This window comes from Nocardia neocaledoniensis, assembly GCF_003182135.1.
In the GTDB taxonomy this organism is placed as follows: Bacteria; Actinomycetota; Actinomycetes; order Mycobacteriales; family Mycobacteriaceae; genus Nocardia; species Nocardia neocaledoniensis.
Window position 1 is genome coordinate 57,985 of the sequence record NZ_QGTL01000017.1, and the last position, 12,385, is coordinate 70,369.

The 12,385-nt window shown below is 70.9% G+C and carries 8 protein-coding genes; 4 read left to right on the forward strand and 4 right to left on the reverse strand.

Translation table 11 applies throughout. The features are described 5' to 3' along the window. Window positions 1–3 precede the first annotated feature (3 nt). From DFR69_RS31095 to DFR69_RS31105, 3 genes are all read right to left on the reverse strand, one after another. Window positions 4–1,371, reverse strand: coding sequence for a TIGR02678 family protein (locus DFR69_RS31095; protein WP_110041251.1), 1,368 nt, complete (start codon window positions 1,369–1,371; stop codon window positions 4–6). Next, window positions 1,368–2,867: a TIGR02677 family protein gene (locus tag DFR69_RS31100; protein WP_110041327.1), complete on the reverse strand. Its 1,500-nt coding sequence runs from the start codon at window positions 2,865–2,867 to the stop codon at window positions 1,368–1,370. The genes DFR69_RS31095 and DFR69_RS31100 overlap by 4 nt, the downstream gene beginning before the upstream one ends. Window positions 2,868–3,007: 140 nt before the next feature. Further along, window positions 3,008–4,147, reverse strand: a complete 1,140-nt coding sequence (locus DFR69_RS31105) for an NsdA family TPR-like regulatory protein (RefSeq protein ID WP_110041328.1) — start codon at window positions 4,145–4,147, stop codon at window positions 3,008–3,010. Between the two features lie 333 nt (window positions 4,148–4,480). Here DFR69_RS31105 and DFR69_RS31110 point away from each other — a divergent pair, with 333 nt between their 5' ends. Continuing rightward, the gene (locus DFR69_RS31110) at window positions 4,481–4,786 is read left to right on the forward strand and encodes a hypothetical protein (RefSeq protein ID WP_110041252.1); all 306 of its coding nucleotides are present in this window, start codon (window positions 4,481–4,483) and stop codon (window positions 4,784–4,786) included. 153 nt (window positions 4,787–4,939) lie between these two features. Here the strand turns inward: DFR69_RS31110 and DFR69_RS31115 are convergent, their stop codons facing one another. Further along, window positions 4,940–5,824: a PAC2 family protein gene (locus DFR69_RS31115; protein WP_110041253.1), complete on the reverse strand. Its 885-nt coding sequence runs from the start codon at window positions 5,822–5,824 to the stop codon at window positions 4,940–4,942. A 138-nt stretch (window positions 5,825–5,962) separates the two neighbouring features. On the opposite strand from DFR69_RS31115, the gene metH reads away from it, so the two are divergent. The 3 genes from metH to DFR69_RS31130 all read left to right on the forward strand — a co-directional run bounded on the left by metH (window position 5,963) and on the right by DFR69_RS31130 (window position 12,337). After that, window positions 5,963–9,559, forward strand: a complete 3,597-nt coding sequence (gene metH / locus DFR69_RS31120; protein WP_110041254.1) for a methionine synthase — start codon at window positions 5,963–5,965, stop codon at window positions 9,557–9,559. A 213-nt stretch (window positions 9,560–9,772) separates the two neighbouring features. Continuing rightward, window positions 9,773–11,566 (forward strand): serine/threonine-protein kinase, encoded by a 1,794-nt coding sequence (locus DFR69_RS31125; protein WP_110041255.1) that lies wholly within the window; start codon window positions 9,773–9,775, stop codon window positions 11,564–11,566. A gap of 75 nt (window positions 11,567–11,641) precedes the next feature. Then, a complete protein-coding gene (locus DFR69_RS31130; protein WP_244198550.1) occupies window positions 11,642–12,337 on the forward strand; it encodes an HAD family hydrolase in 696 nt (231 codons plus the stop codon). The last annotated feature ends 48 nt before the right edge of the window (window positions 12,338–12,385 follow it).

The following is a 12,385-nucleotide window of genomic DNA, read 5'->3' on the forward strand; positions in this document are numbered from 1 at the left end:
TGCTCAGTTCCCTCCCGTTGCGGCGCCGCTGGTCTCCGCGGCGGTGACGAACAATTCCTCGGCCCGGCGCACCCGGACGGTGACCACCGCGCCGCGGTACCTGGCCAGCGCGGGCAGCACCAGCAACCCGTCCTCGACCGGCCGGGTCAGCCGCAGCCTGGCCAGCAGTGCCAGCACCTCGGTGGTGAGGCCGCCGACATCGGCCTGCCACTGCGCGGCGAAGGTCGCGCCGTAGCGGTCGGTGAGCGCGGTGACCGTGTCACGCACCCACTCCGCGGTCAGGAACGGATAGGTGACCGGCTCGGTGTCCTCGCCGTCGGTCTCCACCGTGTCGGGGTCGGGGAGGTCACCGTCCTCGGCGAGCGGGGCGAACACGCCCGCCGCCGGGATGGCCTCGTCGAGCCGGTCGAGCAGCTCGTCGTCGGGCCCGGGATCGGGGCGACGGGGGAGCGGATGATCGATGTCGAGCACCATGTCGGCGATCTCGCCGATGAGCAGCAGGGCCACCTGCGCGAGCGTGCCGGTGCCGGGAAACCTGGTGTCGGACAAGCGGCCCGAGGTGTCGATGAGCGCCACGCCCTCGGCTCTGCGCTCGGCGCGCAGACCCGTGCACTCCTCGACCTCGCCGACGAGGCGGTCCTGCGCGAGCAGCGCGCGCTCGGCGGGCGGCAGATCCTCGAGATAGACCACCGGGCGCTCCACGAGAGCGCGGCGCAGCCTGCGCGCCGACTCGGCGGGCGAGGGCTCGGCGTCGGCGAGCAGGCCGCGCACGCTGTGCAGGTGCTGCAGGGCCCGCGGCGGCCGGAACAGCGCGAACACCACCGGGCGATCGATGTCGTAGAGCGCTTCCCCGGCCTCGGGGTCCGAGGCCCACCCGCCCGCGTCGCCGTCGGCCAGGGTCAGCGCGCCGCGCGCGCCGAGCCAGCCGACCGCGTCGACGAACGCGTCCCGATCGGCGGCCCGGTCGGTCGACAGCTCGAGGCCCTCGATCCGGCTCGCGTAATCGGCCACGTGCTCGGCCAGTTCCGACAGCGTGATCTGGTCGCCGGCGCGACCCAGCGCCGCCAGCGCCAGCGACAGATAGGCGTAGCGGCGGCGGTCGAACACCCGATCGTTGACGCTGCGCGCGGGCACCGTCTCGTCGAGCCGGTCGTGCACCGGATACAACCGGGCCGTGGTCTCGGTGACCTCGAGCCGGTACCCGAACAGTTCGGCCAGGTCCTCGCGCAGCTCGGTGGCCCAGCGCCGCACCAGCGGGAGCGCGATCCGATCGGGATAGACCCTGGTCACCAGGTGATTGGCGAGCATCACCCTGGCCGCGCGCTGGTAGCTGTCCAGGGCGAGCGCGTCGATGCGGCGCCGCTGTCTCATCGTTTCGCCCCCTTGCGCGTGGTCGCGGTGACCTCGAGGCGGCGATTGTTCAGATGCAGCAACCCCGCCGCGGTGCGGATCACCGTCGACCCGTCGCACGGCCGCACCGTCAGGGTGACGCCGTTGTCGGAACCCGTGGTGCCGTCGACCCGTCCGCTCACCGGCACCCACGCCGTCGACGCCGCGTCGAGCAGGCGCAACAGCACCTCGGTCTCGCGGGCGTCGAGCACGCGCTCGTGTACCGCGCCGGTGGCCAGCGACGCGGCCGCCGCCGCCCGGTCGCGCTGCGCCGCCAGCTGGGCCTCGCGCAGGCGCCGGATGCCCGCGTCGTTGCGCGCGATCCGGGCCGGCGCGCCCGCGCTGGGCGCGCGACCGGTCTCGGCCAGGGTGCGCGAGATCTCCAACGGCGGTGCGTCCCACCACGATCGGCTCGCCGGGATCAGTTCCGCGTCGGGGTGCTCGAGCGCGAGATGGCGCGGCTTGCCGAGGCCGAACACCGCGTCGTAGAGCGCGTGCGCGCTGCCGAGGGTCGGGGTGTCGACGAACCAGGCGGCCAGGTGCCGCAGCGCGGATTCCCGGCTGACCCCGCCGCGCCGGGTCTCGGTGACCCGCCGCAGCAGCGAGAGCACCGCGGCGATCGCGCTCATCGTCGCCTCGCGCAGCCGGTCGGCCTCGCACGTCTCCGGGGAATCCCCGCCCGCCGACACGAACCAGGTGCGCAGGCCGTCCCAGCGTGCCCGCCAGTCGGCCTCGCGTTCGCCCGGGCTGAGCAGCACCCGCTCGTCACAGCTCGCCGCCCGCGCGATCAGCTGATCGACCCCGGTGTCCTCGACCTCGCCGATCGCGGCGGCCAGGCGCGGCGCGAACCGGGCCAGATCCATGCTGAACTCGCGCATGTGCGCCAGCAGCGCGTCCTTGTGCGCCAGAAAGGATTCCGGGGTGATCTCGGTGGTGCGCACCAGATCGCCCAGCGACAGGTAGAAGTGCGCGGCCCGCGCGGCCATGTCGGTGAGCGCCGCGTCGAGCCTGCGCAGCGTGGTGTAGACGCGCTCGGCGTCGGCGTCGCGATTGGCGGCGGCGAGGGTGCCCAGATCGGCGAGCAGTTCGGGCAGCACCAGCCGCGACAGCGACGCGTCGTCCATCCTGGCCGTCAGCACGCCGGCCACCGCCCGGTAGGCCTGGAAGCCGGCCTGCGCGAACTGGTAGACGTAGTGCCGGTTGCGGTACTCGGCGAGGGTGGCCGCGCGGGTGCCGTCGTAGCTGCGTTCGAGCACACCCCAGCGGTGCAGCTGTTCGAGCAGCGGCCCGATCTCGGCGGCGGGCAGCGGCACACCGGCCGGTCCGGCGTGGGTGCCGGTCTCGGCCCTGGCGATCCAGTCGGCGACGTCGTCGGCGTGCAGCAGCACCACGTAGGCGGCGCGGGCGCTATCGAAGGCGCGCAGCACCCGCAGGTAATCGGCGCGCTTCTCGGCGGTCGCGAACGAGAACAACCGCAGCCGCTCGTCCCACAGGGCGGGTACGGCGCTGGGCAGGCCGTCGGCGAGGTCGGTCACCGGAGTCAGGTTAGTGGTGGGGACCGACGCGGCCGGGGCACCCGTCCCGCGACGGCGTGCCTCGCCCGTCTGGTAGGCGCCGCTCACCCGACGTTGAGCGAGCGCAGCTGCTCGAGGAACGACTGGGTGCGCGGGTCTCCGGGATAGCGTTCGATGATCTCGCGCGCGGCCTCGCCCGCGATCCAGGCCAGCGAGGGCAGCGAACGCCTGCCCGCGGTGAACGCTGCGACCCCCTCGTCGACGGCCCGTTCGAGATCGCGGTCACGCACCGCCACCACGGCCAGCGTCAGCCGCGCCTCCGAGACCCGCATGGGATTGCGGATCGAGCCGTCGGGCCTGGTCGAGTCCTTGATCACCTGGTTGGCGTAGCGCTCGGCGAGCCGGTCCTGCCCGGCCACCCGGCAGCAGTCCATCGCGTAGAAGTCGAACTTGGTCGCGTCGACCACGAAATGGTTGTCCAGATCCGCCGGATGACCGGTGCGCGACAGGATCGCCCTGCCCTCGTCGAGCGCGGTCTGCACCGCCCTGCGGTCGCCGAGCCTGGCCCAGCCCTTGGCGCGCTGCGCGGCCAGCTGCACGCCGACACCCATCGCGGAGGTGCCCGACATCGCCTTCTCGGAGACGTCGATCGCGCCACGGAAATTTCCCTGGGTGAGCGCGAACCAGGCCGACATCTCGGCCGCCCACGCGGAGATCTCGACGCTGCCCGCCTCGCGGCCCAGCGAATCGGCGGCCCGCCGGGTGGCCTCGGCGCCGGCCCGGTGTCCGAGGTCGTAATCGACGCAACCCACCAGCAACGCCACCCAGCCCGCGAGCACCAGGATCTCCCGGTGCTGGCTCAGGGTGAGCCTGCCGTCGAGCAGCGAGGTGATCCGGCGCAGCCAGGCCGTGCCCTCGGCGTGCAGGTCGTGCGGGTCGGCGTAGGCGTACTCGCAGCACAGCCGTTCGGCGGTGATCCGCACCGCGTCCAGCGTCGCGCTGTTGACATCGGACATCCGGAGCCTGCCGATGAACTCGAGGGTGTCCATACCCGTCGCCGATAACAGCTCGTCATCGCGGTTGGGCCGGGACTTGGGGAAGAACGCGGCGGGGACGGTGTCGAACGCAGCCGCGATGATCGGCGCGTAGAACTCGTCGGGGCGCGATTCGCCGGACTCCCAGCGGCGCCAGTTGCGGAGCAGAGTACTGTCTGTCGGCAGGTTGTGGGAGGACTTGGCACGCATCGCGCGGACGGCATCGGCTTGCGACCACCCCCTCGCGTCACGTTCCGAGCGCATCCGGACAGCCCAGACGGGTCGATCATCAGTTGCGGTCACGGCGGTAGTATTCCACCAGTTAACGTTCGGCGTCCCGAATAGGGCATGTAGATGTCATCGGCTTGACATCTGCTGCGAACGGCGCCGAATCCGCATGCTGTAAGTAGGTGCCCGGCCCGCAGACCGGACACCCGCCCTGTGGGAGAGCTTGCAGGGCAACGCAGTACCCCCGCGCGGCGCACGGCGCGGCGCGGGGGGATCCGACAACAGAACAGCGATCCCAATCCAACGGAGGTTCGGGTGGAAGCGTTGATCTATGGATACTTGCGGGACGATCTGGCCGAAGGCCAGGGCGACCAATTGGAGGATGCGCTACGCAGCCTCGCGCGCACCGCGGGGATGTGTTTCGCCGCGACGTTCCATGAATCGACCGCGGGTGACGGTGCGGCGTTCGCCGAGCTCACCCAGGAATTGAAGCGGGCCGACGCACACCACGTGGTGGTGCCGTCCCTCGATCACCTTGCGGGCCAGACGATTCCACGTGACCTGCTGATCGCGAAGCTGGCACACGAGGCGGCCGCCCAAGTGCTCACCCTGGAGCGCTGACCATGGCCGGCTCCGGATCCGAACCACCATCTCGGTAGCGGCCGCGCTCCGGCCGCCCACCGGTCAGCAGCACGGCGCTGACGATCTCTGCCGCTGCCGAACCGCCGTCGCCTTCGCTCGCGCGAGCGAAGACTCTCAGGCCAGCGGTGACAACTACAGACCGAAACTGCCTGGGCCGCGCCGCCGGAGGTACTTCTCGAACTCCGCCGCGATCGCGTCGCCGTCGATCTTCGACATCGTCTCGTTGAGGTCGATCGCCGCGTCGCCCCGCTCCTCGAGCGAGCGCACGTACTCGTTGATCTCCTCGTCGCCGACGGTCATCTCGTTGACCGCCGCCTCCCACTCCTCGGCCTGCTTGGGCAGCTCGCCCAGCGGGACCTCGATGTCGAGGACGTCCTCGACCCGGTGCAGCAACGCGATGGTCGCCTTGGGGTTCGGCGGCTGGGAGACGTAGTGCGGCACCGCCGCCCAGAACGACACCGCGGGCACCCCGGCCTTCACGCACTGGTCCTGCAGCACGCCGGTGATCCCGGTCGGGCCCTCGTATCTGGTCTGCTCCAGGCTGAACCGCTCGGCGGCCTCGGGGCTGTAGGCCGAACCGGTCACCGGCACCGGTCGCGTGTGCGGGGTGTCGGCCAGCAGCGCGCCGAGGATCACCACGGTCTCCACGCCCAGCTGTTCGATGAACTCGAGCAGGTCGTTGCAGAAGCTGCGCCAGCGCATGTTCGGTTCGATGCCGCGCAGCAGCACCACGTCACGGTCGCTACCGGGCGGCGAGCACACCGAGAGCATGGTCGAGGGCCACTGGATCTCCCTGGTCACCCCGTCGACCTGACGCACCGTCGGACGGTTGACCTGGTAGTCGTAGTAGTCCTCGGAATCGAGTTCGGCGAGCGGCTCGGCGTCCCAGATCAACTCCAGATGTTCGACCGCGCCACTGGCCGCGTCACCGGCGTCGTTCCAGCCCTCGAAGGCAGCAACCAGCACGGGATTGCGCAACGTCGGCAGTTCCGTCTCGGGGGTCTCACTGGCATCCACCCGGTCAGCCTAGTGTCTGTGGCGAATTGTTTTGCGGTGACCGGCGCTGTTGCGTGTTTCCGGCGCGCGCTGTGTCGCAGGCCACTCCGATCACCCACAGTGGTCCGGTTCGTCGGTGTCGCCCATTAGTCTTGATTCATGTCTGCGTCCTCGCCCGCCGGGTTCGATACCACGCTCCTCGACACGCTGCGACGGCGTGTCGTCATCGGCGACGGTGCGATGGGCACGATGTTGCAGGCCGCGGATCTCACGCTCGACGACTTCCGCGGCCTCGAGGGCTGCAACGAGATCCTCAACGACACCAGGCCCGACGTGCTGCGCGCGATCCACCGCGCGTACTTCGAGGCGGGCGCCGACGCCGTCGAGACCAACACCTTCGGCTGCAACCTGCCCAACCTCGCCGACTACGACATCGCCGACCGCATCCGTGACCTGTCCGAGCGCGGCACCCGCCTGGCTCGCGAGGTCGCCGACGAGATGGGCCCCGCCGCCGACGGCACCCCGCGCTACGTGCTGGGCTCGATGGGCCCCGGCACCAAGCTGCCCACCCTCGGCCACGCTCCGTTCGCCGCGCTGCGCGACGCCTACACCGAGGCCGCGCTCGGCATGCTCGACGGCGGCGCCGACGCGATCCTCGTCGAGACCTGCCAGGACCTGCTGCAGGTGAAGGCCGCGGTCACCGGCAGCAGGCGCGCGATGCTCGCCGCGGGCCGCCGGATCCCGATCATCACCCACGTCACCGTGGAGACCACCGGCACCATGCTGGTCGGCAGCGAGATCGGCGCGGCGCTGACCGCGCTGGAACCGCTCGGCATCGACATGATCGGCCTGAACTGCGCCACCGGCCCCGACGAGATGAGCGAGCACCTGCGGCACCTGTCGCGGCACGCGCAGATCCCGGTGTCGGTGATGCCGAACGCCGGCCTGCCGGTGCTCGGCGCGAACGGCGCGGAGTACCCGCTCACCCCCGAGGAGCTCGCGGCCGCGATGAGCGGGTTCGTCTCCGAATTCGGCCTGTCGCTGGTCGGCGGGTGCTGTGGCACCACCCCCGAGCACATCCGCCAGGTCGCCGAGGCGGTCCGCGCGGTCGAGTCCACGCTGCCGCCGATCGAGGCGCGGCGCGCGCCCGAGCACGAGCCCGCCGTGTCGAGCATGTACACCGCCGTCCCGTTCGAGCAGGACGCCTCGATCCTGATGATCGGCGAGCGCACGAACGCCAACGGCTCCAAGGCATTCCGCGACGCGATGCTGGCCGAGGACTGGCAGCGCTGCCTCGAGATCGCCAAGGACCAGACCCGCGACGGCGCCCACATGCTCGACCTGTGCGTCGACTACGTGGGCCGCGACGGCACCGCCGACATGAACGAGCTGGCCTCGCGCCTGGCCACCTCCTCGACGCTGCCGATCATGCTCGACTCCACCGAACCGCCCGTGCTGCAGGCGGGTCTGCAGCACCTGGGGGGCCGCTGCGCGGTGAACTCGGTGAACTACGAGGACGGCGCCGGCCCGGATTCCCGCTTCCAGCAGATCATGCGACTGGTGTCCGAACACGGCGCCGCCGTGGTCGCGCTGACCATCGACGAGGAGGGCCAGGCCCGCACGGCCGAGGCCAAGGTGGCGATCGCCGAACGGTTGATCGAGGACATCACGACCAACTGGGGCCTGCTCGAGTCCGACATCATCGTCGACACGCTGACCTTCACCCTGGGCACCGGCCAGGAGGAGTCGCGGCGCGACGGTCTCGAGACCATCAACGCGATCCGCGAACTCAAGCGCAAGCACCCCGATGTGCAGACCACCCTCGGCCTGTCCAACATCTCCTTCGGCCTGAACCCGGCCGCCCGGCAGGTGCTGAACTCGGTGTTCATGCACGAATGCGTGGAGGCGGGCCTGGATTCGGCGATCGTGCACGCCTCCAAGATCCTGCCGATGAGCCGGATCCCCGAGGAGCAGCGCCAGGTCGCCCTCGACCTGGTCTACGACCGCCGCAGCGAGGGCTACGACCCGCTGCAGAAGCTGATGGCCCTGTTCGAGGGCGTGTCCACGGCCTCGTCGAAGGCCTCGCGCGCCGAGGAACTGGCCGCGCTGCCGCTGTTCGAGCGGCTCGAGCAGCGCATCGTCGACGGCGAGCGCAACGGCCTCGGCGAGGACCTGGACGAGGCGATGAAGTCGGTCCCGCCGCTGCGGATCATCAACGAGACCCTGCTGTCGGGCATGAAGACCGTCGGTGAGCTGTTCGGCTCCGGCCAGATGCAGCTGCCGTTCGTGCTGCAGTCGGCCGAGGTGATGAAAACCGCTGTCGCGCACCTGGAACCGCACATGGAGGCCACCGACGACTCCGGCAAGGGCCGGATCGTGCTGGCCACGGTGAAGGGCGACGTGCACGACATCGGCAAGAACCTCGTCGACATCATCCTGTCCAACAACGGCTACGAGGTGGTCAACCTCGGCATCAAGCAGCCGATCGCCACCATCCTCGACGCCGCGCAGGACAAGAAGGCCGACGTGATCGGCATGTCCGGCCTGCTGGTGAAGTCGACCGTGGTGATGAAGGAGAACCTCGAGGAGCTCAACGCCAAGGGCGTGGCCGAGCAGTTCCCCGTGCTCCTCGGCGGCGCCGCGCTGACCCGCGCCTACGTGGAGAACGACCTCACCGCGGTCTACGACGGCGACGTGCACTACGCCCGCGACGCGTTCGAGGGCCTGCGCCTGATGGACGAGATCATGACCGTCAAGCGCGGCGGTGGCCTCGACCCCGACAGCCCGGAGGCGATCGCCGCCAGGGAGAAGGCCGCCGAGCGCAAGGCCCGCCACGAGCGGTCCAAGCGGATCGCCGCCGAGCGCAAGGCCGCCGAGGTGCCGATCGAGGTGCCCGAGCGCTCCGACGTCGCCGCAGACCTGCCGGTGCCGACGCCGCCGTTCTGGGGCACCCGTGTGGTGAAAGGCCTTCCGCTGCAGGAGTACTCGGGCCTGCTCGACGAGCGCGCCTTGTTCCTGGGGCAGTGGGGCCTGCGCGGTCAGCGCAGCGGTGACGGACCGACCTACGAGGAGCTGGTGGAGACCGAGGGCCGCCCGCGGCTGCGGGCCTGGCTCGACCGGCTCGCCACCGAGGGAGTGCTGCAGCACGCCGCCGTCGTCTACGGGTACTTCCCCGCGGTGTCGGAGGGCGACGAGGTCGTCGTGCTCACCGAGCCGGAGGCCGACGCGCCGGAACGGTTCCGGTTCACCTTCCCGCGTCAGCAGCGCGACCGGTTCCTGTGCATCGCCGACTTCATCCGCTCGCGGAACAAGGCCCGCGAGACCGGGCAGGTCGACGTGCTGCCGTTCCAGCTGGTCACCATGGGTCAGCCGATCGCCGACTTCGCCAACGCACTGTTCGCGGCCGACAACTACCGCGACTACCTCGAGGTGCACGGCGTGGGCGTGCAGCTCACCGAGGCGCTGGCCGAGTACTGGCACCGCCGGGTGCGCGAGGAGCTGACCCTGGAGGGCCACTCCGTCGCCGACGACGATCCCGCCGACATCCAGGAGTACTTCAAGCTCGGCTACCGCGGTGCGCGGTACTCCTTCGGCTACGGCGCCTGCCCGGAGCTCGAGGACCGGGCCAAACTGGTCGACCTGCTGGAGGCGCACCGGGTGGGGGTGACGCTGTCGGAGGAACTGCAGCTGCACCCCGAGCAGTCCACCGACGCGTTCGTGCTGCTGCATCCGGAGGCGAAGTACTTCAACGCCTGACACACTGACAGTTCTCGGCTGATCGGACCGGTCCCGCGCGGGCCGGTCCGGCGTCGTTTGTGAGTCCGGTCACGACGCGGTGTGGAGTGCCTGGAGCGGATCGCCCTCGGCGCAGGGCAAAGCAGTTCAGCACGTAGGATTTTCGGAAAGTTTCATCCCGCTGTGGCGCGGAGGGCTGGACGACTCGGCGGTATTGCAGGAGGGGCACAAGCTATGACATCGGATCGGTTGATCGCGGGTCGCTATCGGCTCACCGACCCGATCGGCACGGGCGCGATGGGGGTCGTGTGGCGTGCCACCGATGTCCGGTTGCGCCGCACCGTGGCCGTGAAGCAGTTGCTGCTCGCGCCGGGTCTCACCGGAACCCAGGCGCTGGAGGCGAAGTTGCGCGCCATGCGCGAGGGCCGCATCGCCGCGCGCCTGCACCACCCGAACGCCATCACCGTCTTCGACGTCGCCGAGGAAGACGGCCAGCCGTGGCTGGTCATGGAGTACATGAACGCGCCGAGTCTGGCGGTGAAGCTGGCAGGCGGCGCGACCCTGCCCCCGATCGAGGTGGCCGGAATCGGCGCGCAGGCCGCCGCGGCGCTGTCGGCGGCCCACGACGCCGGGATCATGCATCGCGACGTGAAGCCTGCCAACCTGCTCGTCGGCGACGACGGCACGGTCAAGCTCACCGACTTCGGCATCTCGCACGCCACCGGCGACGTCACCGTCACCGCCACGGGGTTCCTGGCGGGGACCCCGGCCTACCTGGCGCCCGAGATCGCCAGGGGAGACAACCCGAAGCCCGCCGCCGACGTGTTCGCGCTCGGCTCCACCCTCTACGCCGCGGTGGAGGGCGCCCCGCCGTTCGGGGAGGGCGACAACCCGTTGGCCGTGCTGCACGCGGTCGCGCGCGGCGTCGTGCCGGAGCCGAAGCGGGCCGGGCCGCTGGGCCCGGTGCTGATGTGGCTGCTCACCGCGTCGGCCGAGGAGCGGCCGACCATGGCACAGGCCAGGAAGGCACTGGAAGACGTTGCGGCGGGCCGGGTTCCGGCCTTGCCGGCAACGGCGACGAAGGTGCTGCCGATGAGCGAGGCGGCCACCACGCTGCTGCCGCAGCCGACCGCGCCCACCACGGGGTCGGCCGCGAAGGCCGGCGCAGCGGGACTTCTGGGTGGTGGCCTCGCGCTGGCCAAGGCGGCGCGCTCGGCCATCACCGGCGGATCGTCGGGGGGCGCCGGTGCGGCGGGACCGGGTTCCACGGCGAGCGCGGGTCAGCGTCCCACTGGGACGGGGGACGGCGCACTTCACGCGCCGACGGGCGGGAACGGCACCGGCGCGGTGTCGCCCTCGGGTGCGCCACCGGCAGGCGCCAATCCGCCCGCGCGCACCGAGTCCGCGCACAACAACAATCGTGCCATCCTGCTGCTCGCCGCCGCCGTCGCGGCGTTCACGGTGATGCTGGTGGTCCTCGTGCTGACCCGCGATCGCGGCGCCGATCCCGGTCGGCGGGCCGCGGATCCGGTCACCGTCACCACCGTCGTCGACGGCAAGGTGAGCACCGTGGTGATCGTGCCCGACCAGGAGACGGTCACCGTGCCCGTCACCGTCACCCCCAGCGGACCCACCGCGACGACCGCCCCGGCAACGAGCACCTCGGCCAAGCCCACCTCTACGCCCGCGCCGACCACGACGACGACCACGCAGGCGGGACCACCGACACCCGAGCGGATCAGCCAGTTCATCGCCGGGTACTACGGCATGCTGCCGGGCAACGTCGGCGGGGCGTGGGCCCAGCTCGCGCCGGGCTATCAGGCCCAGACCGGCGGGTTCGGCCAGTACTCCTCGTTCTGGTCGACCGTGCGCTCGGTGAGCGTGGGCGCGATCACTCCGAGCGGGGAGAACCGCGCCGTCGTCTCGCTCACCTACCACCTCACGAACGGCTCGGTGAGCTCGGAGAATCGCTGGATCCAGGTCGGCGGCGCGGGGAGCGGGCTGCAGATCACCGCGTCGGGGGTCTGAGCCGCACCCGCTACGCTGGACCGGACCGGTGATCACCGGTCCGACCCGACGTGACGAGAACGAGGCGAGAACCAGGTGAGCGCGCGACCGGCCGCGGTGCTGTGGGATATGGACGGCACGCTGCTCGATTCGGAGAAGCTGTGGGACATCGCGGTGCGCGAGCTCGCCCGCGAACACGGCAGGGAACTGTCCGACGAGGTCCGCCACGCGCTGATCGGCGCCGCGGGCCCGAACGCCCTGCGGATCCTGTTCGACGGGATCGGCGTACCGGCCACGCCGCAGGTGATCGCCGAGGCGGGCGACTTCCTCGAGGAGCGGGTCACCGAGTTGATGCTCGGCCCGATCCCGTGGCGCCCCGGCGCCAAGGACGCGCTGGCGATGGTGCGCGAGGCCGATCTGCGCTGTGCCCTGGTGACCAACACCAAGCGCTCGCTCGCCGAGTACGGCCTCGACACCCTGGGCCGCGACTTCTTCGACATCTCCGTCTGCGGTGACGAGGTGGCGCACGGCAAGCCCGACCCGGCCATCTACCGCAGGGCCGCCGAGCTGCTCGGTCTCGCGCCCGGCGACTGCGTGGCCGTCGAGGACTCGCCCACCGGCGCGCTCGCGGCGCAGGGGGCAGGCTGCGCGCTGATCGTGATTCCCTGCGAAATCGCGGTTCCCGAGGTGCCTGGGCGGGTATTCCGGGAAACACTGGTAGGTCTGTCGGTCGACGATCTGCGGGCCGCGACCGCGGTGCGCGACGAACATCTCGGCGGCGCAGCGAGATAGGGCGTAATAGCCTACCGTGATAATTCCGCGATCGCGGTTGAATTTTCG